Below are 26,273 nucleotides of genomic sequence, written 5' to 3' on the forward strand. Positions count from 1 at the left end.
GGCGTGGCGGGCCGGGGCCACGTCGGCCCCGGCCCTGTCGGCAGGGCTCAGTTGGTGGAGAGGTGGTACGGGTCGTCGCCCTCGGGGATGTCGACCTGGTCCCTCGGTCGTGCTCGGCCCACCACCTCGCAGGACCCATCGAGGGTGCACCGCTGCAGGCTGCGGGTTCCGCCGGTCGACCCGACCTGCACGGTGATCGTGTCGTCCGCGCCCATCCGGTAGCTGACCGGGGAGCCGACCCCGGTGGCCACGTCGCCGCGGCCCTCGAGCACGAGCGCGGCGTCGCTGGTGCGCACGACGACGAGCCCGCCGTACCTGAAGGACCGGTCGGGGTTGAGCTGGGAGCTGTCGAGGCCATCCATCTCGCCGGTCGCGAGGAGGTAGCGACCGTCCGCAGAGAAGGATCGGAACAGCAGGGGGCCGCACAGCCGCCACCGGGTGCGGTCGTTGGCGAGGTCGACGAGGGCGTGGCAAATCCGCGCCGTCGGCTTGGTCGGGTCCGGGGCCACGAGCGCCGTGCCGGTCGCCGCGTCGACGAGCGCGAGCCGGTGAGCCACGGGCCTGATGTCACCGTCGAGGACGTCCCAGGCCACGGCGTCACCGCGGGACCCGCGATTGGCATAGACGACGGAGCCGATGACGCCGACGGCCTCGAAACCGGGCGAGGACGCGCCGGAGCCGGATTCGGCGCAGTCGCAGGCCGCCGCCGGCAGCGTCCGGACCCACGTGCCACTGCCGTCGTAGACGCGCAACGTGCCGAGCCTCTCGACCACGATGAGCTGGCCGTCGGCGGCGACGGTGGCCTTGCCGCTGCCGAGGTGCATGGTCGGCAGGCCGAGCGGCTGCAGCACCTCGTAGACGCCGGTCTTCGCCTGCTGCACGAGCCAGCGTCCTCCGGGCAGGTTCGCGAGGTTCTCGCGGGAGACGGAGCTGCCGAGCGGGTGCTCCTTCGTCCCGTCGTGGATGACGCCGTCGACGAGGTACGGGATCTCGGTCGTGGCGGTCGGGCCGCCGGTCGCGGGCCGCAGGTTCGCGGGCACGGGAGAGCCGTCCGCCGTGAGCGTCGGCGTCGAGGTCGGCCTCGGCGCCGTGGAGGCCGGGGGCGTGACCGGCAGGGACGGCGTCGGCAGGTCGGTGGGCCTCGTCGTCGAGGGGCCGACCGGGACGGTCCGGTCCGGCGTCGGGGCCAGCGCCGCCCACCCGACCGGGACGCCGACGGCCAGCACGAGGGCGGCGGCGACACCCACCGCTGCCGTGCGACGGCGGCGCAGCCGGGCGTCTCTGCGGATCGCGCGCTCGGCGAGGTCGGCGACGACCTGCACGCCCTCGCTCCGGCGGTCGAGCACGTCCTTCAGCTCCGGGTCGAAGTGGCTCATGCCGTGACCTCGCTCATCCTCGCGCGCAGCGCACTGATGGCGCGGCTGGTGTGGCTCTTGACCGTCCCGACCGAGCAGCCGAGGACGTCGGCGGTCTGGGCCTCGGTGAGGTCCTCGTAGTAGCGCAGCACGACGGCGGCCCGCTGCCGGGTGGGCAGCGCCTGCACGTGGCGCCACAGGTCGAGCGCCTCCGAGGCGTCGAGCCCGGCCGGCGCCGGCGGCGCGATGACCTCGAGCACGTGGCTGCCCGGCGACTCGGGCCGGCGCAGCAGCCGGCGCCAGCGCGAGTTGTTCTCGTTGACCATGAGCCGGCGTACGTACGCGTCGGGCAGATCGGCGGCCCGGACACGCTCCCAGTGGCGGTACACCTTGGCGAGGGCGTTCTGCAGGAGGTCCTCGGCGGCGTCGCGGTCGCCGGTCAGCAGGTACGCGAGCCGGCCCAGGGCCTGCTCGCGCGACCTGACCCAGGCCGTGAAGTCGTCGCGCCGGTCGGCGTCGTCCATCGGATGCTGTCCCCTGTCGTCCGACCCGACGGCGCTGCGGAGGTGCCTGCCGGGTCACGGCGCCGGCGGCTGCCGGCACCTGTCATGACGCCCGCGACGCCGTCGGCGTTGTCACCGGAGTCTGGCCGATTCGGCGTGATTCCGCGGGTCGGGGGCAGACGCGGACCGGTCGGGGGTGCCGAGTCGTGAGAAGGCACCTGAGGCGCGCTGGGGGGCCGGGTCGTGATCCTCCCCCCGGATCGGCGGGGTTTCGGGCCGGAAAAGTGCCCTCCCGGGCGTTTGCGGGGCACAGTCGGAGGGCTCGGACCGGTAGAATGAGAGTGACTCGGCTCGACCGTGCCGTCTGACACGGGCGGGCCGTCCCGATGTCACCGACCGGTGGCACGACGCGGGTCGCCGGCGTGACGTGGCGCACCCGCGTCGACGTGTGAAGAGGAGAGACGTGTCCGAGGCCGACCAGACGCCCCAGAATCCCATCGACCCCGCGGCCTCGGCAATCACCCCGGCCGAGTCGGCCGGCTCGGCCGGCTCGGCCGACGCAGTGGTGGCGGCGCCGGCCGACCTCAGGCCCAACGGCGTCGACTACGACGCGAGCGCGATCACGGTACTCGAGGGGCTCGAGGCGGTCCGCAAGCGTCCGGGCATGTACATCGGCTCCACCGGTGAGCGCGGCCTGCACCACCTCGTCTACGAGATCGTCGACAACTCGGTCGACGAGGCCCTCGCCGGCTACGCCACGCAGATCGACGTCACGCTCCTCGCCGACGGCGGCGTCCGCGTCAAGGACAACGGCCGCGGCATCCCCACCGACATCCACCCGGTCGAGAAGATCAGCGCCGTCGAGCTCGTCCTGACCCAGCTGCACGCCGGCGGCAAGTTCGGCGGCGGCGGCTACAAGGTGTCCGGCGGCCTGCACGGCGTCGGGTCCTCGGTCGTCAACGCGCTGTCGACGACGCTCAAGGCCGCCGTGCGCCAGAAGGGCCACGTGCACCGGATGAGCTTCTCCATGGGCGTGCCCGACGGGCCGCTTCGCCAGGAGGAGGCCACCGACGAGACCGGCACGACGATCACGTTCTGGGCCAACGCCGACATCTTCGACACGACGGTCTACGACTACGAGACGCTCCGGGCGCGCTTCCAGCAGACGGCGTTCCTCAACAAGGGGCTGACGATCAGCCTCACCGACGAGCGCGTCGACGCGTCCGGCGAGGGCGAGGTCGACCTCGACCAGCTCGAGTCCGACCTCACCGAGGTCGAGGCGAGCGACGAGGACGACACCGCGGCCGACGCGTCGGGCGGCGCCGGCGAGAAGAAGAAGGTCACGGCCAAGAAGGTCACCTACCGCTACGACGGTGGCCTCGTCGACTACGTCAACCACATCAACAGCAGCAAGCGCAGCGAGCCGGTGCACCCCGATGTCATCTCGCTCGAGACCGAGGACTCCGAGCGGATGCTCTCCCTCGAGCTGGCGATGCAGTGGACCACGGCCTACTCCGAGTCGGTCCACACCTACGCCAACAACATCAACACCCACGAGGGCGGCACCCACGAGGAGGGCTTCCGTGCGGCGCTGACCAAGCTCGTCAACGACTTCGCGCGCCGGCAGAACCTCCTCAAGGAGAAGGAGGAGAACCTCACCGGCGACGACATCCGCGAGGGCCTGACCGCCGTCATCTCGGTCAAGCTCGGCGAGCCCCAGTTCGAGGGCCAGACCAAGACCAAGCTCGGCAACTCCGAGGTCAAGGGCTTCGTCCAGCGGGCCATGACCGACGAGTTCGGCCACTGGCTCGAGGCGCACCCGAGCGAGGGCAAGGACATCGTCCGCAAGTCGGTCCAGGCCGCGGCGGCCCGCATGGCCGCGCGCAAGGCCCGCGAGGCGACGCGCCGCAAGGGCCTGCTCGAGTCGGGCGGCCTGCCGGGCAAGCTCAAGGACTGCCAGAGCAAGGACCCGAGCATTTCCGAGGTGTTCATCGTCGAGGGCGACAGCGCCGGCGGCTCGGCCACGCAGGCTCGCAACCCGCACACCCAGGCGATCCTGCCGATCCGCGGCAAGATCCTCAACGTCGAGAAGGCGCGCATCGACAAGATCCTCGCCAACAACGAGGTCCAGGCACTCATCTCGGCGTTCGGCACCGGCATCGGCGAGGACTTCGACATCGCCAAGGCGCGCTACCACAAGATCGTCCTCATGGCCGACGCCGACGTCGACGGCATGCACATCCGCACCCTGCTGCTGACGCTGCTGTTCCGGTTCATGCGCCCGCTCATCGAGGCCGGTTACGTCTACCTCGCGCAGCCGCCCCTGTTCCGCCTGCGCTGGAGCGGCGGCGTCGACCACCAGTTCGCCTACTCCGACAAGGAGCGCGACGGCCTGAAGAAGCTCGGCGAGGAGAAGGGCTGGCGCCTGCCGAAGGACAACCCGATCCAGCGCTACAAGGGCCTCGGCGAGATGAACTACCAGGAGCTCGGCGAGACGACGATGGACCAGAGCACCCGCACCCTGCTCCAGGTCACGCTCGACGACGCGGCCAAGGCCGACGAGGTCTTCGCCGTCCTCATGGGCGAGGACGTCGAGTCGCGCCGCACGTTCATCCAGAAGAACGCGCACGACGTGAAGTTCCTCGACATCTGACCTGCAGGCCGACGGTCGGCGGACCTCACCCACGACGTTCCACGTGAAACGTCAGGCTGTCCGCCCCTCGGCCTCCCACACGCATCCCAATCCCACTGACAGACAAAAGGATCTGACGTGAGCGACGACCTGCCCCCCACCGAGCCGCCGAACGAGCCGCCCGCCGACGGGGACGACGTCACCCAGACACCCGAGGAGAACGCCGACGCCCGCGCGGTCGTCTCCCGCGAGCCGGGTCAGCACGACCGTGTCGAGCCGGTGGACCTCAACACCGAGATGCAGCGCAGCTACATCGAGTACGCGATGTCGGTCATCGTGTCGCGCGCGCTGCCGGACGTGCGCGACGGCCTCAAGCCGGTGCACCGCCGCATCGTCTACGCCATGTACGACGGCGGCTACCGCCCCGACCGCGGCTTCAACAAGTGCGCCCGCGTCGTCGGCGACGTCATGGGTCACTACCACCCGCACGGCGACTCGGCGATCTACGACGCCCTCGTCCGTCTCGTGCAGGACTGGTCGCTGCGCTACCCGCTCGTGCAGGGCCAGGGCAACTTCGGCTCGCGCGGCAACGACGGCGCGGCCGCCCCGCGGTACACGGAGTGCCGGATGGCCCCGATCGCCATGGAGATGGTGCGGGACATCGAGCAGGACACCGTCGACTTCGTCCCGAACTACGACGGCAAGACGATGCAGCCGTCGGTCCTGCCGAGCCGCTTCCCCAACCTGCTCGTCAACGGCTCGGCCGGCATCGCGGTCGGCATGGCCACGCAGATCCCGTCGCACAACCTGCGCGAGGTCGCGGCCGGCGCGCAGTACTACCTCGAGCACCCGGAGATCACCCGCGAGGACCTGCTCGAGGCGCTGCTCGGGATCATCAAGGGCCCGGACTTCCCGACCGGTGCGCTCATCATGGGACACCGCGGCATCGAGGACGCCTACCGCACGGGCCGCGGCTCGATCATCATGCGCGCGGTCGTCAACGTCGAGGAGATCCAGAACCGCCAGTGCCTCGTCGTCACCGAGCTGCCCTACCAGGTCAACCCGGACATGCTCGCCCTGAAGATCGCCGACCTCGTCAAGGACGGCAAGATCGCGGGCATCTCCGACATCCGCGACGAGACGTCGGGACGCACCGGTCTGCGCATCGTCATCGTGCTCAAGCGTGACGCCGTCGCGAAGGTCGTGCTCAACAACCTCTACAAGCACACCCAGCTGCAGACGACGTTCGGCGCCAACATGCTGGCCCTTGTCGACGACGTACCGCGCACGCTGCCGCTCGACGGGTTCATCCGGCACTGGGTCGACCACCAGATCGAGGTCATCGTCCGGCGCACGCAGTTCCGGCTCAACAAGGCCGAGGCCGACATCCACATCCTGCGTGGGCTGCTCAAGGCCCTCGACATGCTCGACGAGGTCATCGCGCTCATCCGCGGGTCGCGCACCGTCGACATCGCCCGCGAGGGGCTCATCGAGCTGCTCTCGATCGACGAGATCCAGGCCAACGCGATCCTCAACATGCAGTTGCGCCGCCTCGCCGCCCTGGAGCGCGAGAAGCTGCAGTCCGACCACGACGAGCTGCAGGCCCTCATCGACGAGTACAACGCGATCCTCGCCTCGCCCGAGCGGCAGCGGCAGATCGTGTCCGAGGAGCTCGCAGCGATCGTCGACAAGTACGGCGACGACCGGCGCACCGAGATCATCCCGTTCGACGGCGACATGTCGATGGAGGACCTCATCCCCGAGGAGGACGTCGTCGTCACGATCACGCGCGGCGGCTACGCCAAGCGGACGCGCGTCGACCAGTACCGCGCGCAGAAGCCGGGCGGCAAGGGCGTCCGGGGCGCGTCGCTGCGCGGCGAGGACATGGTCGAGCACTTCTTCGCGACCACCTCGCACCACTGGCTGCTCTTCTTCACCAACCTCGGACGCGTGTACCGGGCCAAGGCCTACGAGCTGCCCGAGGGCAGCCGCGACAGCAAGGGCCAGCACGTCGCCAACATCCTCGCCTTCCAGCCGGGTGAGCAGATCGCGCAGGTCATGGCGCTGCGCTCTTACGAGGCGGCCCCCTACCTCGTCCTCGCGACGAAGGCGGGCCTCGTCAAGAAGACGCGGTTGTCCGACTACGACTCGCCGCGCTCGGGTGGTCTCATCGCCATCAACCTGCGCGACGAGGACGAGCTCGTCGGTGCCTCGCTCGTCAGCGCCGAGGACGACCTGCTCCTCGTGTCCCGCAAGGGCATGTCGGTGCGCTTCCACGCCACCGACGGCCAGCTGCGCCCCATGGGCCGCTCCACCTCCGGCGTCACGGGCATGAAGTTCCGCGGCGACGACGAGCTGCTCGCGATGGCGGTCATCGAGGCCGGCACCGAGCCCGACGTCTTCGTCGTCTTCGAGAACGGCATGGCCAAGCGCACCGCAGCCTCGGAGTGGAACCCGAAGGGCCGGGCCACGCTCGGCGTCGCCGTCGCCAAGATCACCGACCGCAACGGCGACCTCGCCGGGGCGCTGACGACGACCGGTGACGACGAGCTGCTCGTCGTGTTCGAGCGCGGCAACCTCGTGCGCGCCACGACGGCCGGCATCGCACGCAAGGGCCGCAACACCCAGGGCGTCATCCTCGTCAAGCCGGGCAAGAACGACCGCGTCGTCGCGATCGCCCGCAACCCGGAGAAGGAGGAGGCCGCGGTGGTGGGCGAAGCGGACGCGTCGGGCGAAGACGACGGATCGGGCACCGGCGGCGTGCCAGGAGCGACCGCTCCCAGTGCGCCCGCTACGGTTCCAGGCCCCGATGGCGTACCGTCGGACGAAACCTCGGGTGACGAGGATGGTTCGTCCGATGGTGACAACGGAGGTGACGCATGAGCGCGACGAGCTCTGACCGCCCGCTCGGGGCGACGGGGTACGGCGCGGGTCCGTCCATGAGCAACGGCAGCCCGACCTCGGGCGGCTCGACGCCCTCTGCGGCCGGCTCCTCGGGGTCCTCGTCGGCCTCGCAGCCCTCGGTCTCGTCGGCGTCGCCGGCCGCATCCGCGGGCACGAACGACGCGACGATGAGTTCGGGCGCCGACTACTACGGCAGCGGTGCGCCGTACTCTTCCGGATCGACGACCGCCTTCAGCAGCACGAGTGGCTCCTCCGGTTCCAGCGGCGCCTCGGGCGCGGCTCGCTCCGCCGGCGCGAACGACACGTCACTGTCGCGGGGCGCGGTCACGACGCGCACCAGCCCGCAGCCGCGCGTGGGTGGAGCCGGCGCGTCCGGTGCCTCGGGTACCTCGGGCACGGGTCCGGCCACGGCCGCCACCGCCGCGGTGCGCCCCACGGGTGCCGCCCGCAAGGCAAAGGGTCCCCGACGCGTCCGCCTGGCGGTGGCCCGCGTCGACCCGTGGTCGGTCATGAAGATGAGCTTCCTGCTCTCGGTGGCGCTCGGCATCGCCGGCGTCGTCCTCACGGCCGTGCTGTGGATGATCCTGTCGACGATGAACGTCTTCACCGACATCGAAGGCGTGCTCCAGTCGCTGCAGACCACGACGTCCGACCCGTTCTCGATCAAGGACTACGTCGGCTTCGGCCGCGTCGTGTCGCTGTCGATCGTCATCGGCGTCATCGACGTCATCCTCATGACGGCGATCGCGACCGTCATGGCCTTCCTCTACAACATCTGCTCCGCCCTCGTCGGCGGCGTGCAGCTGACGCTGACCGACGACTGACGCGTCGGATCGAGCTCGTAGCCAGCCCGTCCTGACGGCCCCCGCCCGCTTGGGTGGGGGCCGTTTTGGAGACAGCTGGGGGCATCCGGTAACGTTTCCCATCGCGCCCGGACATCAGCCCAGACGTCGGATCCCGACGGGTTCTACCAGGCGCGCGAAGGTGACGATGGGCCTATAGCTCAGACGGTTAGAGCGCTTCCCTGATAAGGAAGAGGTCGGAGGTTCAAGTCCTCCTAGGCCCACCATCACCGTCACCACGGAGAGGATCCACCGAATGCTCAAGCGTCTCGCCCTCATCGCTGGTGTCGTCGCCGGCATCGTGTTCGTGCGACGCAAGGCCAAGCAGCAGCAGGCCGAGCAGGACCTGTGGACGCAGGCCACCGACGACGTCTCGGCTCCGGCAGCGTCACCGGTCACGCCCGACGCCCCGGTCAGCCGCGACGAGGTGACCACGTCGTCCTGATCCTCCCTGCTTCACCCGCCGGACGCGTCCGGCGCGCCAGGGGCCATGGCGCAATTGGTAGCGCACCTGCTTTGCAAGCAGGGGGTTAGGGGTTCGAGTCCCCTTGGCTCCACCATCTTGAGGCCTGTCCCGCCGCCGGGGCAGGCCTCGTCTGCGTCCCCGGGCCCCGCGGCGACGTCTATCCGCCGCAGGTGTAGTGGCGGCTACACGACGACGCTAGCCGTCGCGAAGTCTGCCGCCGGCATCGGCGTGCGTAGCCGCCAGGTGATCGCGATCGGGCGCTCCCCTCGGTGTTCCACGTAGTCGGCCTCGCCCAGGAACAGGTATGGCGCGCCGGTGCCGAGGGCGGTGACCTTCCGTGGACGCGTGAAGAGCAGCACATGACTGCCACGTGCCTTGTGGTGCAGGTACCGCTGCCCGGTGGCGGACGCCACCCTCGTCCCCGATTGGGATTCCCAGTGGAACAGTTCAGGGCTGATGGCGTAGTCCTGATACATGGTGGTCGGGGAGTAGTCGGCCTCGGACTTGTTGAGGGTGACCAGGAAGGCGTCAGACCTCGCCTCGGGAGCGAAGAGCACCCCTTCGCGGAAGCTGTTTGGCTTACGGCCGTCGATGGCCACGTAGTCAAGGGCAGCAACCAACTCTTCACGCGTGTAACGGGCGTGCACCCGAAGTGGCCGTGGCGCCAGCTTCCCGCTCAGCCCCGAAGTGATCCGCTCCGCGGAGCGCAGACCCAGCGCGATGACAGCCTCGAGGTCCTGAACAACCGCGCGCTCGCTGCGCAGGGCCGTCAGGCCCGCCTGGTACGAATCGAAGTCCCCTCCGTCGGGCCACAACGAGAAGAACAGCATGCGTCCGTACGCCTGCAGCGCCGCGTCGGCGTCGTCGTAGCGGGGTGCCTCTGGGCCGAGCCAGACGAGATAGGCAGCGGCGCGTTCGGGGTCATCGACGTGGCAGAGAGTGCGCACCCGCTTGAGCAAATGTTTCTCGTAGGCACCACCGCGAGGGACGTCCATGCCGGCCTCACGCCGCAGCCGAGTCCATGAGCGGTCCGCCCGTACGACGTCGGACAGTTCGACTCCGGACTCCGCGAGGAAGGTGCCTAGGTCCTCCGTCGGATGCGCACGGAGTTCAGCCGCGATCGCAGTCCAGCGGGTCGTGACCTGACTACGAATGTTCTCGAGCACGAGATCTTGGCTCTGCTGGTCGAGCACGATCTGCGTGCCTGAAGGCAGGAAGGGAAAGCCGTGCTCGATGTCGCGCTGAAGAGCGGCGCGCGTACTGCCGGTCATCGCGCGGAATCGCCGATCGAATCGGAACTCCTTGCGGTGGTGGCCGACGAAGTCGAAGGCTGTCAGGACCGCCTTGTCCCTGGCACGTCGCAGCCCTCGCCCCAGCTGTTGAAGGAAGACGGTGGAGCTTTCGGTCGGGCGGAGGAACAGGACGGTGTTGATGGCCGGCACGTCGACGCCCTCGTTGAAGACGTCCACAGCGAACAGGACCTGAACACTGCCGTCCCTCAGTCCCTGCACGGCCGCGTCCCGCTCGGGCGTCGCAGTGTCACCCAGGACTGCGGCGGAGGCAATGCCGGCCGCGTTGAAGACTCGGGCCATGTACCGGGCGTGGTCCCGGGAGACGCAGAAGGCCAGCGCCTTCATCGTGCTCAGATCGGCGATCTTGTCCCGGACCGCCTTGAGCACGATGCGCGCGCGGGCGTCATTGCCGGTGAAGAGGTTCGACAGGTTGGCGGCGTCGTAGGCCCCGGCCTTCCAGTCCACGCCGGTGAGATCCACGCCATCCGCGATCGCGAAGTAGTGGAACGGGGTCAGCAGGTCAGCCTTGAGGGCGTCCCACAGGCGCAGTTCGGCGGCCGTTCGGCCCTCGAAGAACGTGCGGACGTCGAGGCCATCGCCGCGCTCGGGGGTAGCAGTCAGGCCGAGCAGCTCCCGTGGCTGTAGATGCTCGAGGAGGCGTCGGTAGGTCTGCGCTTGGGCGTGGTGGAACTCGTCGATGACCACGATCTCGTACGCGTGCGGCGGCACATTGCCGACTCCGTAGGACGACAGCGACTGGATGGAGGCGAAGACGTGGTCCCACCGTTCGGGGCGGAGCCCGTCGACGTACAGCTCTCCGAATCCGGCGTCATTCAGTACTTCGCGATACGTGCGAAGCGACTGTTGGAGGATTTCGCGCCGGTGTGCGACGAACAGGAGGCGGGGCGGCGCGGCGGAGCATGACGCGAGCCGGCGGTAGTCAAGTGCGGCCACGACGGTCTTGCCCGTGCCGGTGGCCGCGACGACCAGGTTTCGATGACGGTCGTGGACGACGCGTTCGACGTCCAGCTGATCGAGCATCTCCTGCTGGTAGGCGTACGGTCGAACCTCCAAGCCGGACAGCGTCAGCGTCACGCGATCGTGCACGCGTCTGCCGGCCGCCTCGGCAAGGGCGTCGTCCAGCCGATCGCGGTTGACATCCGGGTCGTAGGCCTCGAACGACGGGTCGTTCCAGTAGCTGTCGAACGTGGCGCGGAACTTCGCGAGCGGAGCGGGGGTGGAGATGGCCGAGAGCCGGACATTCCATTCCACGCCGTCGAGCATCGCGGCGCGCGACAGATTGCTCGAGCCCACGTAGGCCGTGTCGAAGCCGGTGTTGCGCCGGAAGAGCCACGCCTTGGCGTGCAGCCTCGTGCGCTGGGCGTCGTACTGGATCTTGACCTCGGCGCCGAAGTCCCGGACCAGCCGGTCCACGGCTGCCCGCTCCGTCGCCCCCATGTAGGTGGTGGTGATGACGCGCAGGGGCACTCCCCTGGCTCGCAGAGCCACCAGCTGCGTCTCGAACAGTCGCAGGCCGTACCACTTGACGAAGGCCATGATCACATCGACGTGGTCCGCGCTCGCCAACTCCGCCCTTACCTCGTGACCGAGCCCTGGCTCGCCCGAAGCGTTGGTCAGAAGCGCTGCGTCCGACAACGGTGTCGAGGGGCGCTCGGTGCTTCGCGTCCGGTGGTCAGGCCCCGGGGGCGTGGAGACCGCCAGCAGCTGGTGCGCAGCGGACAAGGAGTACTCCACGGCACCCACCGTCTCGACGAGCCGGTTGACGAGGTCCAGGCGACGCTCGGGCCGCCTCTCTTCGCGCAGAGCTCGGAGGGCCACCTCACCGATGTGCCGTGCTAAGACCTCAGGCTGGTCGGCGTCGTCGATGGACCCCCGTCGCACGTCGAGGGCCGTAGCGCTCTCGAGCCGCGCTTCGAGGGCCTTGGTGATGAGGCTCTCGTAGAGCCCCTCAAGCAGACTGCCGTCCCCTGTGGTCACCGACGCAGCTTGCCAGGAGTGAGCCCACCAGTCCGGGAAATGCCGAGTCATGGCTGGTCACCCGGCCCGTGCCTGTTCATTCAGCCTCGCCTGCCCGGTGCAGGCGCCTGTTGCGGCCGACCACACACCGGGCGCGGTCAGGTCACCGCGAGGGCCAGGGCTTGAGGCGGAGCTGAATGCCGCCGCGCAAGTGGGCGAGGTCGACGCTGCCGTCGCCCTCGCTCGGGACGAGCAGGGCCACCTGCTCGGTCCACGTCAGCTCGGTCGCCTCGCCGTCGTCCTCCCCGGTGGCCGGCTCGAGCTCGACCGTCACGAGCGAGGCCCACCGAACGGTGCCGCGACCGCTATGCGTTACCGCTTGCTCCTGCCCCGCGCAGGGTCCTGACCGGCGTCAGTCCCTCGCGGGCAGTGGGACGCGGAGGGTGCGCGTGCCCCGGAGGTCCAGGACGACCTCGTCGCGGATCACGGTCGCTCGCAGCACGACCGCTCCGCATCCGCGACAGCGGGCCGTCGACCCCATGCCGGTCTCGTAGAGGACGAGCTCGGCGACGCACTGCGCTCGCCCGCACCCGACGCACAGCACCGTCGCGCTCGTGACGTCGACGCCGAACACCTCCCCGAGCTGTCCCGCCAGCACGTTGCCGTCGAGGGCCGGTGTGGCCCGGCCGTCGTCGTGAACCGTCATGTCACCCTCCACTCGGGCCGAAGCGTTCGGTCCTGATCGTGTGCTCGTCGTGACCGAGGTCGACGAGCGAGTCGGCGACCGCGTCGACGAATCCCGTGGGACCGCAGACGTAGACCCGTTGACCCGCTCGGACCGGCGCCCAGGCCGCCAGCTCGTCGGGCGTGATGCGGTGCGCTCCCCGCGGATCGCCCTCGACGGCGGACCGCGTGTACGCGAGGGTCACCGTGAGCCCGTCGTCGAGGCGGGCGCGGCGTTCGAGCTCCGCGGCGTACAGCACGTCGGCCGGCGTGCGCACGGAGTACACGAGGTGCATCGGCGCCACGCTGCCCGACTCGTGCCGGGCCCGCACCATGGCCATGAGGGGGACGACCCCCGACCCGCCACCGACGAGCAGCACCGGGTCGGCGGGCGCACCGGCGTCCGGACGCCACACGAACCAGCCTCCCACCGGTCCGCGCACCTCGATGGGGTCGCCGACGGCGTAGTCGCGGGCGAGGAACGAGGAGACCTCCCCGTCCGCCACCACCTGCACCGTCAGCTCCACCTGGGCGCCGTGGTCGGGAGCGGCGAGGGAGTAGGAGCGCTGCGCCGAGTACCCGTCGGGTGCCGTGAGGCGGACGTCGACGTGCTGACCCGGCAGGTGCCCGGGCCACTCGGGCACCCCGAGGACGAGGGTCACCGCGTCGGGCGTCTCGTCCCTGCGGGACACGAGGTAGGCCACCTGCCACGTCACGCGCGCCATCCTGGTCCTCTCGGCGCCGTCAGTCGCCGGCATAGCGCTGCTCGCGCCACGGGTCGCCGTACTCGTGGTAGCCCAGCTGTTCCCAGAAGCCGGGCTCGTCCTCGAGGAGCAGGTCGATGCCGCTGACCCACTTGGCCGACTTCCAGAAGTACAGGTGGGGGACGAGGAGCCGGGCCGGGCCACCGTGCCACGGCTCGAGGGCCTCGCCGTCGAACTCGTGGACGACCCAGGCCTGCCCGTCGAGCAGGTCCTCGAGCGGGAGGTTCGTGGTGTACCCGTCGTAGCAGCGCACGAGTGCGAAGTCCGCTGCCGTCTCGACGTCCTCGAGGAACGTGTCGAGCGAGACGCCGCGCCACGACGTGCCGAGCTTGGACCACTTCGTCACGCAGTGGATGTCGACGGTCGGCGTCTCCTGCGGGAGCGCCTGCATGTCCGGCCACGACCAGGCGTGCTGCTGCCCGCCCTCGGTCGTCACGGTGAACGACCAGTCGTCGACCTCGACGGGTGGGGTCGGTCCCGCCTGCAGCACCGGGAAGTCGTGCGTCAGGTACTGCCCCGGTGGCAGCTCGACGGCCTCATCGCGTCCTCGTCCGCGGAAGCCCGGCGTCACGATGCCCATGCGTTCTCCTCGTCGATCGTCGGTGCTCGGGCGTGGTCGGTTGGGTGGTCAATCCGGGTGACTGCTCTGCGCGGTCGGTCGGGGCGCTTCGGCGTCGGGGGCCGGACGAGGCCACCGGCCGACGAGCGGTGCGGCGACGATGACGACGATCGCTGCGATGACACCGAGTGCGAGATACCGCGGGTCAGTGCCGTGGTTGCTCGCGAAGAGCCCCGAGGAGAGCGGTCGGTCCAGCAGGACGACGCCGGAGGCGATCAGCCAGGCCCGACCGGCGACCAGCGGCCCGAGCACCAGCCCGACGGCGACGAGGGCGGCCGCGACGAGCGCCCACGCCCAGAACCAGGCCACCCAGAACCTCGCGAGGCTCGAGTCCTGCTGGATGTAGATCGCGTAGTCGAGCAGGACGAGGACCCCCACGGCGGTGGCGACGATGACGAGGAGAACGGCCGGGTCGGTCCAGCGCATCTCGGCGCGGACGAGGTTCGACCGCAGCGGCCGCCAGGCGAGCGAGACGACGGCGACGACGGCCATGCAGGCGGCCGCGATGAAGCTGGTCCACCACCCGGGCCCGGGCGCCGACGTCGTGCCGTCCCGGAGAAGGCCGATCTCACCGAGCGCGAGAAGGACGCCGAGGGCGGCGGTCGGAGGGGTGAGCCCCAGGCCGACCGCCGGTGAGGCCCTGCGGGCGAGGAAGGCGATCCCCGAGGCGAGGGCCAGGATGAGGAAGCACACCACCTGCACGACCAGGTCGTCCTGCGGGTTGGCGGTGGAGTCGTCGGCCCCCCACGGCAGCAGCAGGCCGCCGACGAGCCCGAGCAGCCCCGCCGTGATCGCGAGCCAGCCGAGGACCCCCCGTACCCGTGCCACAGGATCCCCGCTCGTCGATCCGTCGGTCGTTGCTGCAGGACCCGCTGTAGTGGGCTCGGCTGCGGCGGGAGTCGCGGGAACGTCTACGGCGGGCGGACCGGCGTGGTCGGCGGCCGGGGACGCGTCAGTGGTCACCTGCTCGTGGGCGACCTCCGGCGGCGCCGGGACGAGCCGCCTGGCGCCCGGTGAGACGTGTGCCTCGGCGGGGGCGGCATCGGGCAGCGGCGCGCCGGCGACACGTGCCGTCACGGGCACGGTGACGGCTCCCGTGGGGGCGGTCAGGACGAGCGTCCCGCTGAAGGGCCGCCCGGTGGGCGAGAACGTCACGACGACCGCGCCGTCGTCGACCTCGGCGGACAGCGGTGGGTCGGCCTCGACCGACACCTCGCGCGCGAGCGGGAGACCACCGAGCTCCAGGGTGCGCTCGACGTCGACCGAGGCGTCGGCGTCCACCTCTCCGAGGTCGAGGGAGGCCGGCGTCACCGACGGGCGGGCGGCGTCGATCGCCGCCTGGGCATCGTCGGCGACGGCGCGCACGTCACCCGCAGCCACGGCCCGCAGCGCCTCGAGCGCACCGAGGGCGACGGCAAGATCGTGATGGCCTAGTCGGTCGCGCAGCTCGAGCACGGCGCCGCGGCGGTAGGTCGGGTCGGGGTTGCGCAGGGCCGTGGCCAGCGCGTCGGGCAGCGGTGCGGCCTTGAGGCGTCGTCGGCGGGTGCGGGCGACGTAGATCTCCCCCGACATCTCGATGTCGCGACCGGGCGTCTGCTTCGGGTTGGCCTCCCGGACGCGGTCGAACACGTAGTCGTAGAGCTCGTCGAGCGACACGAGCCCGTCCTCGTCGCGGTCGGCGTCGCCGGTGCGCAGGCCGTGGACGACGGCCGAGGTGAACACCGACGGCGGCGCCTCGTGCTCGGCCGTCAGCGTCGTGCCCTCGAAGGCGTACTCGATGGCGCTCGACGCGCTGATGACCGCCCGCCCGCGCCCGCCGCCGAGGCGTCCCTTCGGGAACGCGTCCATGACGTTGACCGGGCCGGCGGCGCGCACCGTGACGCCCTCGCCGAACGCCCCGCCGTAGCAGCAGTCGAGGAACAGCACGATGCTGTGGGCACGGGAGCCGCGCATGCACCGCTGGACGAAGTCGGCCGGAACCGACGACGACGCGAGCCGGTCCGGACGCGTGTTGCGGGCCGCGATGAACAGCTCGCCGGAGTCGCTCTTGAGCCCGTGCCCGGAGAAGTGCAGCAGGACGAGGTCCTCGGGGCCGCTGTCGGCGAAGAGGTCCTCGATGTGGGCCTGCACCTCGTGCGAGGCAGCGTTCTGCACCACGTCGACCTCGAAGCCGCCGACCTCGGGGTCGCCGAGCACCTCGCTCAGGGCCACGGCGTCGGCGGCCGCGGACCGCAGCTGGCCGAGTGCCGCGTGGTCGTAGGTGTCGGTCGCCACGACGAGTGCGCGGCGTCGCCCGGTCACGCCGGGGCCTCCGTACCGTCCACGTGCCGCAGGAACACCTGGAGGAGCCGGTCCTGCTCCTCGGCCGACGCGTCGGTCAGCTCGAACACGTCGCCGCCGACCTCGATCCGCACCGACCGGGCATCGCCGCTGCCGCGCCGCAGCCAGCCCCGCAGTGACGCGAGGAGGGCCGTGAGGCCGCCGGAGCCGAACACCGCCACGGCCAGGGCGCTCACGGTGGCCGGGTCGACGGCGCGCGAACCGGGCTCGACCGCGGCCGGCGTGGACCCGGTGCTCGGCAACGGCTCCACCTCGTCGAGGTCGCCCAGCTCGGTGCGCAGCTGCCGGTGGAGGGAGTCGAGGCGCAGGTCATCCGCCCCCGACTCCGACAAGGCCAGAACGACCGTCGCGCGCATCTCGCCACCTCGCACATGCCGTTTCCAGAACAGTACGCGCGGGCGGCCCGTCCGATACAGGGTCTTTGCAGGTTCGTCCGGCCCGGCACACGTACGAAGGCCGGCCGCACACCGCGTACGGTGTGCGGCCGGCCTCGAGCCGGAACGCCCGTCAGGGCAGGTGGATCGTCAGCGTCCGGTGCTCACCTTCGGCGAGGACGACCCGGGTGGCGTCCGCTGCGGACGACGCGCCGTCGAACCAGACCTCCTGACCGGTCTCGGAGTTCTCCAGGTGGACGACGAACTCGCCCGCCGGGAGGGCCGGACGGCCGTAGCTGGCGCCGTCGTGGATGTCGAAGTCACCCATGTGCACGCCGGTCGGGCTCTCGATGAACCCGGTCCAGTAGCCGTCGACGGGCGAGCCGTCGCGCGCCACGAGCGCGGGCTCGATGGTGCTCGCCGGAACGAGCTGCGCCGAGAACGACGCGGACTTCGCGGGCTTGATGGTGATCGGCGTCGCGCCCTCGAAGGTCGTCGAGTGGCCCGACCACTGCGGCGCGAGGGCGTCGCCGTAGCCCGCGTAGACGACCGGCCGGTAGCTGCCGGCGGCCAGCGGGCCCACGGTGTACCGGCCGTCGGCGTCGGTCGTGGCGCAGTCGAAGCACTCGCCGCTGCGGTCCATGAGCTGCCCGCGTGGGTTGACCGTGGCGCCCTCGACCGGGTTGCCGAAGGGGTCGGTGATCCGGCCCGAGATCGTCACCGGCGGGTCGATCTTGACGTTGCGGATCGTCTTCGTCGTGCCCGTCTTGACGGTGACGAGGTCGGCCTGCGCCTGCGTGTCGGCCTTGAACGCCCAGACGTCGCCCGACGGGTAGGGGCCGTACCCCATGCCCAGGTGCACGGCGTACGACCCGGCCGGGAGCCCGGCGATCGTCCAGCGGCCCGAGGCGTCGCTGCAGGTCGCCACCTGTCCGTCGACCCGCGCGCCGGCGTGACCGACGTACGCGTCGGGGCAGGCGCCCTGCAGGGGCGTGCCGAGCTTCGCGTCGACGGCGAGGCCGGTGATCGTCGCACCGGGGGCGAGGGCGGCGTCGACGACCGTCGGCAGGCCCCGGGTCACCGTGAACGCGTCGGCGGTGTCCAGGCTGGCGCGGTCGTCGTAGTACTCCTGGACGAAGCGGCCCTCGGGGTCGGAGATGCGCGCGGTGAAGCTGCCCCCACCTTCGTAGAGGTCCGCCGTGTAGTGGCCGCTCGCGTCGGTGCAGCTCTGCGCGACGGTCTCGGCCCAGTCGACGACCGGCATCCGGATGATGTCGACGCAGGCGCCGGCGACGGGTTTGCCGGTCGCCGAGCTCGTGACCGTTCCGGTGACGCTGGCCCCGGGGAGCAGTTGGTCGGAGGCGTCGACGGTCTCACCCTCGGCGACGGAGAAGACGGTGGCTTCCTCGCGCGTCGACGCGCCGACCGCCCACTGGCTGGCGCCACCGGACAGGAGCTGGACGCGGTAGTCGCCGGGAGCGACGGTCGAACGCCACGTCCCGTCGGGGTCGATCGACGCGTACGCGGCCGGCGAGCCGTCGACCGGCTCGATGAACACGTAGCCGTTGTCGACGGGCCGACCGTCCGTGCCCCGCAGCGTCCCGGTCAGGGTGCTGCCGGTGGGCAGCGTGACGTCGACGGTCGCGGGGGTCGTGTACACGTCGGCGGAGTCGAAGTCGCTGGCGTCGCGTGCCCACCGACCGAGGTGGACGCCGTCGTAGGAGGTGACCTCGACCTTGTAGGTGGCACCGGCCGGCAGGCCGTAGACGCTCCACCGTCCCCTGTCCGACTCCTCCCAGCCGGAGCAGGCCGACGCCGCGTAGTCGTAGGTGTCGGCGGTGTAGACGTTGACGCACCCGTCGACCGGGTCACCGGTGCGCGCGTCGGTGATCGTGCCGTGCAGTGACATCGGCTCCTCGACCGTGAGCACGTCGTCGACGACGGTCTCCTTCCCCACCGTGGCGGAGAAGGTCGCGGCGCCGGCCCGGTCGGCGGAGCCGGTGGCCCACTGGTGGAACGGGGGCTGCGAGAACTCGACCTGGTAGCTGCCCGGGGCCACGAGGGCCTGCCATGCACCGTCTGACACGTAGGCGGATCCCGTTGCGGCGGAGCCGTTCTCGGGCCACAGCGCCACCGAGACGCCGTCGGCCGGTGAGCCGTCGGCCTTCGTCAGGTGCCCGGTGACGACCGCGCCCTGTGCGACCTGCACCGGGACGGTCGCAGGCGCGACGATCTCGGCGGCGGTGTCGAAGGAGTCGGCGTCGGTGGCCCACTCGGACAGGTGCACCCCGTCCGAGGGCTGGATCTCCAGCTTGTAGGTGGTGCCGCTCTCGACGGCGGACATCGACCAGGCGCCGGTCTCGTCGGTGCACGCCTGGTCGACGTAGCCGTAGTCGAGTCCGTACGCGATGACGCAGGCCGAGACGGGCGCGCCCGACGCGTCGACGACGGTTCCGGACAGCGTGGCCGGCTCGGCCTGGGCGGGCGCGACGACGACCGACGACGCGAGCAGCGCCCCGGCCAGTGCGACGCCCACGCGCTTCAGTGCTGAACGCATGTGAGTGCTCTCTGTGAGTCCCCTGTGCCGCGGCTGCTACCGAGGCGAGCAGAACGTAGCAGCGCGGAGCGACAGCAAGCAGGGTTGGCAAGGGCCGAATCCGCCGTTGGCGCTGCAGGTTCATGCAGCGCCGCCACCACACGGCGCAGCGCGCGAAGGCCGGCCGCACACCGCGTACGGTGTGCGGCCGGCCTCGACCGGTGCGGACCGGGCTGGTGGCCCGGGCGGTGCGGCCTAGTTGGCCGTGGCCGTCCAGCGTTGGGTCGCCGCGCCGGTGTCGGTCACCTGCACGACCTTGCCGGACGCGTCGACCGCGAGTGAGAGCCCGCTGTGCTTGGCCTTGAGCGTCAGCTGCGTGCCGGACCGGGTGACGGTCCACTGCTGGTTCGTCGTGCCCGTGCACGTGTACTGCCCGACGACCGCTCCCGAGGTCTGCGAGCTGTAGAAGACGTCCATGCACTGCCCGCTCTGGGCGTTCTTCACCTCGTAGGCGCCCGAGTCCTGCAGCGTGACGACCCACTTCTGCGACGCCGACGAGCTGACCGGCGCCGTCCCCAGCTGCGAGGAGTCGGACCCCGGGGCCTCGAGGGCGAGCCCCGAGCCGACGTTGCCGATCGAGTACTGCCCGTCCGCGACCGGCGGCGGCACGACGTCCTCGGTGCCGACGGTCAGCGCGAAGACGTGCACCGCCGAGTTGGCCGGCAGGGTCACCGCGGCCACCTCCTTGGTCGGGTCGATCCGCACCGTCTTGGTGTAGAGGCGGTACGCGGTCGTCGGGTAGGCCGCGCCGGTCGGCGTGTTCTTGCCCATCGTCGTGACCGCCGTCTTCGCGCCGTACGTGTCGGTGGCGAGGCAGCACCAGTTGGGGAAGCCGACCGTCACCGCCGTGGACGAGCCGTCGGCGTAGTGCACCGTCGCCGCGCCACCGGCAGACCCGCTCGTGCCCGTGCCGAGGAAGGCGAGGGCGTTGCCCTTGCCCGACACCTGGATCGTCTCACCGGCGGCGGCGACGTTGTCCTTCGTGCCCGGTTGCGACGAGGGCCAGGTGAAGTCGAACCCGTTGGCCGAGACCTTCGCACCGGGCGAGACACCTTGTGCGGCCAGGCGTTCGGCGATGAAGCTGGACCCCCCACCGTCGATGTTGCCCTTCGCTGGATCAGCCAGCGCCGTGACGCCGACGTTGCTGAAGGCGCTCGCCAGCGAGGGGAACGCCAGCCGCGTCGTCGTCGCGTCGGTCAGGGTGTGCGACACGTCGCGCACCGTGTAGGCAGCGGACGCCGTGATCGGGTACGACCCCGGCTTGGCTCCCGCGGGCGGGGTCACGGCGAAGCGGGCCGTGAACGACGCGCCGACCTTGAGGTCGGTGGCCGTCGTCGGACCCGACGCCGTGGCCGTCCAGCCGGCCGGGACGCCGACCGACGTCGCGGTCACCTGGACCGGCTTGCCGGTCGAGTTCGTGAACGTCGCCGCCACCTCGCGGGCCTCGCCCGGCACCGAGATGACGGGCGCCTTGACGTCCAGGGTCGCGTCGAGCTCGCCCGGCTGGGCACCACCGACCGCGCCGGCGCCGGTGAGGCGCACCGTGTGCGTCGACGCCGTCGGCACCGACCGGGTCTTGACGCGGACGACGCCCGTGGCGGCGTCGTAGAACCACCCGTCGGTCGCTGCGTCGAGCGCAGCCTGCGAGCTCGCCTGCGACACAACGGTTCCGTCGACGGCGACCTCGGAGGGCGCCGTGTTCGTGTGGACGCTGAGCCCGTAGCCACGAGTGGCCGCCTTGCCGGCGTAGGCGCCGTCGACCGACCCGAGGGTCACGGTGACCGGGCCCTTGCCCGACACAGGGGCGGCGACGTCGAACCGCTGGGTCGCGCTGCGCCCCGCGGCCCACTCCTGCGAGCGGCCGTCGTCCTCGTAGTTGGTGAAGGTCGAGGTGCCCGAGGGGTAGACGTCGAGGTCGAGACGGCCGGAGGCCTTGCCCGCCGTCCAGTCGAGGGTGCCCTTCGGGAACTGGGGCACCACGGCACCGGCCCGGACGAACAGCGGCAGCCGGTCGAGCGGCGCCTTGTAGCCGTTCAGCGTCTGCTTGCCGGAGTAGAGCCGCCCGGTCCAGTAGTCCACCCACGTCCCCGCGGGGAGGTAGATCCCGTCGCGGACCGTCGTGTCGGAGTAGACCGGCGCCACGAGGAAGTCGTCGCCCGCGAGGAACTCGTACTTCGCCTGGTCGCCCCATGTCGCCGGGTCGTCCGGGTAGTTGACGTAGAGCGGACGCGTCGGGCCGAGGCCGTTCTTCGACCCGTTCACGGTGTGCGTGTAGAGGTAGGGCAGCAGCCGCTCGTGCAGCTGGAGGTAGCTGCGGTTGATGGACGTGTACGGCTCGCCGTAGCGGTAGGGCTGCTTGTCCTTCGCCGCCCACCCGCTCATCGCGTACGTCATCGGCAGGAACATCTTCCACTGGAGGTCACGCGTGTAGGTGTCCGCGCTGCCGCCGAAGATGCCGTCGATGTCGCCCGTCGTCACCGGCTGGCCCGACAGCGTCGAGCCGGCGTACGTCGGGATCTGCCACTTGATGTAGTCCCACGACCCCGACTGGTCACCACTCCACATCGCGCCGCAGCGCTGCGTGCCGGCCCAGCCCTCGATCGTCAGGACGGTCGCGCGGTCGGTGCTGTTGGACTCGATGCCGTCGCGGGCCTTCTCGCAGGCGTCGAGCGCGAAGCGGTAGCCGGGGCCGACCCACGCGACGTCGGTCTTGCGGACGCGGACGCCGGCGGCCACCTCGGAGGGCTGGCTCGTGAGGTCGGCCTGGGTCCACAGGCCGAGCTCGGAGCCGTGGCCCTGGAGCATCTCGTGGGTCTCGGGCAGCTGCTCGTAGCCGCAGCCGTAGCCGTCGTTGACGAGCATCCAGCCGAGCGGCATGTCCGCCGCGGTGTAGCCGTCGGCGACGGTCGTCGAGTCGCGTAGCGTGCGGCGCTCGCCGCGGTTGGCGTTGTGGAGGTAGCAGTCGGCGTCACCGACCTCGAGCGCGTACATCGGCAGCATGAGTGGGCGCCCGGTGAGGCGCGTGTACCCGTCGAGGACCTGACGCGTGTCGCCGACGAAGTAGTACGCGTCGAAGCGCTGCTCCTGGTGGGTCGTGCGCACCGGGGCGTGGAAGTCGTAGGTCCCGGGGGCGAAGGTGTTGCGCAGGGCGCCGTAGCCGGCGCTCGAGAGGTAGAAGGGGGCGGCGTTGGGGTTGCCTCCGTCGTCCCAGTTGTAGTCGCGGCTGATGGTGATCGAGGTGTCGCGGTGGCTGAAGCGGCCGTTCTGCATACCGCCGCCGAAGAACTGCTCCTGCGCGCCCTGGGCGAGCGTCTGCGTCGTGCCGGCGCTGCTCCAGGAGAGCGGCGCCGTCTCGCGCCAGAGGTCGCGGCCCGACGCGTCCTGCAGGCGCATCGTCAACGGGTGCTTGTTGACGGTGAGCCGGGCCTTGGCGGTGCTGAGGACGTAGGCGTCCGGCGTCTCGGTGACGCTCGAGCTGCCCGCGACGCGGTGCCGCCCGACGACGATGTCGGCATCGGGCACCGACGCGTCGGCCGGGTCGTCGTTGGCCGGGTCGGTGAACGTGCCGTCCGGCGCCAGCTGCACCCGGACGAGGGAGGCGTCGTCGACCTCGACGCGCACCTTCGCGGTGCCGGAGGCGAAGGTGTAGGTGTCGCCGCTGCGGCCGAAGCCGGTGACGTCACCGAGGTGTCCGTCGGCCGCGGCCGCGGGGCCGGCGTGGGCGACGAGTCCCGAGAGGGCGACCGCACCGATTCCGGCGGCGGCCACCCATCGTCGGACTGTGTGTCTGAAACTGCGCATTAAGGCATCCTTTCGATCACAATCAGTCACGCTCTTGGTGAGGACCGTAGGGGCTCGTGTCGTGAGCGTCAACAGATCGGGGCGAAAGGGACGCATCGGCCAGGACATCCGGAGCGGGCACCGCGGCGGGCGCGGCGGGCGCGGCGGGTGGTCGCCAGGCCCCCGCGCAAGCCCACCTGCAATCCACCGTGCGTTCCTCTGGCGCGCCGGGCCGACTGGTGCCATGCTCGGTGGAGCAGTAGTTCTCCGGGTCGTCGGCCAGCGGGTCGACGAGGCGGAGGCTCGGGCGAATGGCGTGGAAAGGGCGAACTCGAGCTCGAGGGCGTAATAGAAACTTCACCCAACCCCTCGCGCAGTCCCCCGGTCCGGGGTTAGACTGGGAGGAGCGAAGGGTTGGGCCCGCACGAACCGCGCCCAGCCCTTCTGCATGTGCTGGCTCGCACTGTCCCCCTGTCGGTGCGAGCCAGCTCAAGCAGAGAAGGACCCGGATGCCGATGGCATCCGGGTCCTTCTCTTTGCGGCGTTCCCCTTCGGGGCGCGGTGCTCAGCCCTTGCCGGTCTCCTCCTTGGAGCTCCTCGGGCGCGACGAGCCACGCGGCGAGGTCTTCGTCGAGGCGCCGTTGACCGCGCCGCCCTCGAGCGCGTCGTCACTGATGGCGTCGGCACCGGGGGCCTGCTCGGCGTCGGTCACCTGGCCCTCGGCGGCGCTGGTGCCGCTCAGCGGGTCGGCCGCGCCGGTGGTGGGGGCGTCTGTGGTGACGTCCGTGGCGACGGCATCGTCGGAGCGGTCCTTGGCATCGGCGATGGCGGCCTGCCCCTTGGCGGCGAGGTCACCGGCCTTGTCCTTGGCAGCGTCGGCGAGCTCGGAGCCCTTCTCCTTGGCCTTCGTGGCAGCCTCGGAGACGGCCTCCTTGGCGTGTTCGACCTGGGTGCTCGCCTTGTCCTTGAACGAGGTGCCCGGCGTGCCGGCGCTCGTGTCGAGGGGCGTGGCCCACGGGTCGTCGGCCTGCTTCTGCTTGCGGTAGGCGGCGACCGCGGCGACGCCGGCGGCCGTGAGGCCGATGACGATGAGCCACTTGCCCTTGCCGCCCCGCTTCTTCGCGACCGCGTCGCCCTTGAGCACGGAGTACGCATCGTGGGCCCGGTGCCCGCCGACGGTCGCCGCCTCACGAGCCTGCGCCGCGGCCGACTCGAGGTGCGGAGCCGCGGACTCACGGGCCTGCTCGGCGCCCGCGGCGAGGGCCGCCGCCGCCGTGGCGATTGCCGCCCCGACCTTCGGCAGCACCGTGTCGACGAGCGTGTCCTGGGCGTGCTCGATCTTCGGCCGGGCCCGCTCGGTGGCCTCGTGGAAAGCCTCGCCGGCGACGTCGCGGGCCGCGGCCGCGGCCTCGACGAGCCGCTCCCGGGTGGCTTCTGCGGCGTCCTGGACCGCGGGTGCCGCGGCCTCACGGGCGGCTTCGAACTGCTTGCGGGCCGCCGCTGAGGCCTCGGCCGCCTGCTGGCGAGCCACCTGCGACGCGTGCTCGGCCTGCTTGCGGGCCGCCTTCGACGCCTGGGCGGCCGCGTCGGCGGCACCGTCCCTGACGGTCTCGAACTGGTCGCCGGCCGTCGACCCGAGGTCGACGGCGGCGGCGCGCGCCTGGTCGACCGCGGCCTCGGCGCGGGACTGCTTGGTGCGGAACATGCGTCCTCCTAAGTCCTGTCGTCCTTACCCATCCTGCCAACATCGGGCACGAGCCGCACCCGCCCCGCAGAACCGGGGACAGGAGGGTCGGGACGGGTCGGTGGGTGTGTCCCGATTCAGCCCGCCGTACGGGCCGGACGCGTCGGGTCGGCGTCGTTGGACGGCTCGACGGCCGGCTCGGTCGGCTGCTCGGTCGACTGCTCGACGGGTGCCGCGGTGTCGAGGCCGAGGACGGTGTCCTCGAGCGTCGAGTCGGCGACGGCCTCGTGGGTGGGTGGCGGCACGTCGGTCACGGTCGGCCCATCGTGTCGGGCGCCGGCGCCTCCGGGTCAGCGGGGAACGGGCCGGCGTCGGTGGCCCCGGCGGCCGCGGCCGCACCGGTCGCTCCCGCGGCCGAGCCGCCCTCGGCGACCTTGTCGATGCCCTTCTCGACGCCGGCGCGCACCTTGGCCACCTTCTCGGTGTACTTGCCGTGGGTCTTCTCGTCGATCGTGCTGCTCGCGGCGTCGACGTAGCCGTCGATCTTCTCGCGGTTCTCGGTCGTGAACTCACCGGCCTTCTGCTGGGCCTGCTTCGCCGCCAGCGTCGCAGCCTCCTGCAGCTGCCGGGCCTTGGTCTCGAGGTCGAGCTCCTCGGCCTTCTGCTTCAGCTTGTCCAGGAACGACATCGCTGCACCGCCCTTCGTCTCGTGTCTTCTTGGCCAACGGTGGGTCCGGCACCGGCGTTCCCCGTCCGTGCGGGCCACGTACCCCGAGGGCACATCGGTCGCACGGTCGCCACACAGCGGACGGGCTCACGCGTCGTGCGAGGATTGGGCCCATGAAGGCAACCCTGCACACGAACCACGGCGACATCGTCGTCGACCTCTTCGAGCACCAGGCCCCGAAGACGGTGGAGAACTTCGTCGGCCTCGCCAAGGGCGAGAAGGAGTACAAGGACGAGGCGGGCCGCACCAACCCGACCCCGTTCTACGACGGCCTGATCTTCCACCGCATCATCCCCAACTTCATGATCCAGGGCGGCTGCCCGCTCGGTCAGGGCTTCGGTGGCCCGGGCTTCACGTTCGACGACGAGATCAGCCCCGACAAGGACTTCACCAAGCCGTACGTGCTCGCCATGGCCAACGCCGGCAAGCGCATGGGCAAGGGCACCAACGGCTCGCAGTTCTTCATCACCACGGCGCCCACCACGTGGCTCCAGGGCAAGCACACCATCTTCGGTGAGGTCGCCGACCAGTCCTCGCGCGACGTCGTCGACAAGATCGGTGCCGTCGCCACCGGCCCGAACGACAAGCCGGTCGAGGACGTCGTCATCAACTCGGTGACGATCGAGGCCTGAGCGCCCCGCTCCACCAGCTCAACCCGTACGCACGGACGAGACCGGCAGGGGGAATCCCGTTGT

General features: G+C 71.0%; 19 protein-coding genes and 2 tRNA genes. 7 read left to right on the forward strand and 14 right to left on the reverse strand.

Annotation, left to right across the window (positions count from 1 at the left end):
• Positions 1 to 47 precede the first annotated feature (47 nt).
• Positions 48 to 1,376 (reverse strand): hypothetical protein, encoded by a 1,329-nt coding sequence (locus AC3A5R_RS10960; protein WP_487620796.1) that lies wholly within the window; start codon positions 1,374 to 1,376, stop codon positions 48 to 50.
• Positions 1,373 to 1,879 carry a SigE family RNA polymerase sigma factor gene (locus AC3A5R_RS10965; RefSeq protein WP_487620797.1) on the reverse strand — a complete coding sequence of 169 codons (507 nt, stop codon included), beginning with the start codon at positions 1,877 to 1,879 and terminating at the stop codon, positions 1,373 to 1,375. Before AC3A5R_RS10965 ends, AC3A5R_RS10960 begins: the two co-directional genes overlap by 4 nt.
• A 442-nt stretch (positions 1,880 to 2,321) precedes the next feature.
• On the opposite strand from AC3A5R_RS10965, the gene gyrB reads away from it, so the two are divergent.
• The 6 genes from gyrB to AC3A5R_RS10995 all read left to right on the forward strand — a co-directional run bounded on the left by gyrB (position 2,322) and on the right by AC3A5R_RS10995 (position 8,796).
• On the forward strand, positions 2,322 to 4,511 hold the full coding sequence (gene gyrB / locus AC3A5R_RS10970) for a DNA topoisomerase (ATP-hydrolyzing) subunit B (protein ID WP_487620798.1): 2,190 nt from the start codon (positions 2,322 to 2,324) through the stop codon (positions 4,509 to 4,511).
• A gap of 117 nt (positions 4,512 to 4,628) precedes the next feature.
• Positions 4,629 to 7,373, forward strand: a complete 2,745-nt coding sequence (gene gyrA / locus AC3A5R_RS10975) for a DNA gyrase subunit A (RefSeq protein WP_487620799.1) — start codon at positions 4,629 to 4,631, stop codon at positions 7,371 to 7,373.
• On the forward strand, positions 7,370 to 8,218 hold the full coding sequence (locus tag AC3A5R_RS10980) for a DUF3566 domain-containing protein (RefSeq protein WP_487620800.1): 849 nt from the start codon (positions 7,370 to 7,372) through the stop codon (positions 8,216 to 8,218). The genes gyrA and AC3A5R_RS10980 overlap by 4 nt, the downstream gene beginning before the upstream one ends.
• A 168-nt stretch (positions 8,219 to 8,386) precedes the next feature.
• Positions 8,387 to 8,463, forward strand: a tRNA-Ile gene (locus AC3A5R_RS10985).
• A 29-nt stretch (positions 8,464 to 8,492) separates the two neighbouring features.
• The gene (locus AC3A5R_RS10990) at positions 8,493 to 8,681 is read left to right on the forward strand and encodes a DLW-39 family protein (protein ID WP_487620801.1); all 189 of its coding nucleotides are present in this window, start codon (positions 8,493 to 8,495) and stop codon (positions 8,679 to 8,681) included.
• A 39-nt stretch (positions 8,682 to 8,720) separates the two neighbouring features.
• Positions 8,721 to 8,796: transfer RNA gene (locus tag AC3A5R_RS10995), tRNA-Ala, on the forward strand.
• 88 nt (positions 8,797 to 8,884) lie between these two features.
• Here the strand turns inward: AC3A5R_RS10995 and AC3A5R_RS11000 are convergent.
• The 12 genes from AC3A5R_RS11000 to AC3A5R_RS11055 form a co-directional block, all read right to left on the reverse strand.
• Positions 8,885 to 11,971 (reverse strand): DEAD/DEAH box helicase, encoded by a 3,087-nt coding sequence (locus tag AC3A5R_RS11000; protein WP_487620895.1) that lies wholly within the window; start codon positions 11,969 to 11,971, stop codon positions 8,885 to 8,887.
• Between the two features lie 163 nt (positions 11,972 to 12,134).
• A complete protein-coding gene (locus tag AC3A5R_RS11005; protein ID WP_487620802.1) occupies positions 12,135 to 12,305 on the reverse strand; it encodes a hypothetical protein in 171 nt (56 codons plus the stop codon).
• A 78-nt stretch (positions 12,306 to 12,383) separates the two neighbouring features.
• Positions 12,384 to 12,677 carry a DUF6510 family protein gene (locus AC3A5R_RS11010; RefSeq protein ID WP_487620803.1) on the reverse strand — a complete coding sequence of 98 codons (294 nt, stop codon included), beginning with the start codon at positions 12,675 to 12,677 and terminating at the stop codon, positions 12,384 to 12,386.
• 1 nt (position 12,678) lies between these two features.
• Positions 12,679 to 13,419, reverse strand: coding sequence for a ferredoxin reductase (locus AC3A5R_RS11015; RefSeq protein ID WP_487620804.1), 741 nt, complete (start codon positions 13,417 to 13,419; stop codon positions 12,679 to 12,681).
• Positions 13,420 to 13,438: 19 nt separating this feature from the next.
• A complete protein-coding gene (locus tag AC3A5R_RS11020; protein ID WP_487620805.1) occupies positions 13,439 to 14,038 on the reverse strand; it encodes a sulfite oxidase-like oxidoreductase in 600 nt (199 codons plus the stop codon).
• A 48-nt stretch (positions 14,039 to 14,086) separates the two neighbouring features.
• Positions 14,087 to 16,378 (reverse strand): caspase, EACC1-associated type, encoded by a 2,292-nt coding sequence (locus AC3A5R_RS11025; RefSeq protein WP_487620806.1) that lies wholly within the window; start codon positions 16,376 to 16,378, stop codon positions 14,087 to 14,089.
• Positions 16,375 to 16,773, reverse strand: a complete 399-nt coding sequence (locus AC3A5R_RS11030; RefSeq protein ID WP_487620807.1) for an effector-associated constant component EACC1 — start codon at positions 16,771 to 16,773, stop codon at positions 16,375 to 16,377. Before AC3A5R_RS11030 ends, AC3A5R_RS11025 begins: the two co-directional genes overlap by 4 nt.
• A gap of 151 nt (positions 16,774 to 16,924) precedes the next feature.
• Positions 16,925 to 19,348, reverse strand: coding sequence for a carboxypeptidase regulatory-like domain-containing protein (locus AC3A5R_RS11035; RefSeq protein ID WP_487620808.1), 2,424 nt, complete (start codon positions 19,346 to 19,348; stop codon positions 16,925 to 16,927).
• Positions 19,349 to 19,582: 234 nt separating this feature from the next.
• Positions 19,583 to 23,155 carry an RICIN domain-containing protein gene (locus AC3A5R_RS11040; RefSeq protein WP_487620809.1) on the reverse strand — a complete coding sequence of 1,191 codons (3,573 nt, stop codon included), beginning with the start codon at positions 23,153 to 23,155 and terminating at the stop codon, positions 19,583 to 19,585.
• 577 nt (positions 23,156 to 23,732) lie between these two features.
• Positions 23,733 to 24,872, reverse strand: a complete 1,140-nt coding sequence (locus AC3A5R_RS11045) for a hypothetical protein (protein ID WP_487620810.1) — start codon at positions 24,870 to 24,872, stop codon at positions 23,733 to 23,735.
• Positions 24,873 to 24,988: 116 nt separating this feature from the next.
• Complete coding sequence (locus tag AC3A5R_RS11050) at positions 24,989 to 25,165, reverse strand: hypothetical protein (protein ID WP_487620811.1); 177 nt, start codon at positions 25,163 to 25,165, stop codon at positions 24,989 to 24,991.
• Positions 25,162 to 25,539, reverse strand: coding sequence for an antitoxin (locus tag AC3A5R_RS11055; RefSeq protein WP_487620812.1), 378 nt, complete (start codon positions 25,537 to 25,539; stop codon positions 25,162 to 25,164). The genes AC3A5R_RS11050 and AC3A5R_RS11055 overlap by 4 nt, the downstream gene beginning before the upstream one ends.
• Positions 25,540 to 25,691: 152 nt before the next feature.
• On the opposite strand from AC3A5R_RS11055, the gene AC3A5R_RS11060 reads away from it, so the two are divergent.
• Positions 25,692 to 26,210 (forward strand): peptidylprolyl isomerase, encoded by a 519-nt coding sequence (locus tag AC3A5R_RS11060; protein ID WP_487620813.1) that lies wholly within the window; start codon positions 25,692 to 25,694, stop codon positions 26,208 to 26,210.
• Positions 26,211 to 26,273: the final 63 nt, after the last annotated feature.

The organism is Intrasporangium sp. Soil_C_50 (genome assembly GCF_057656595.1).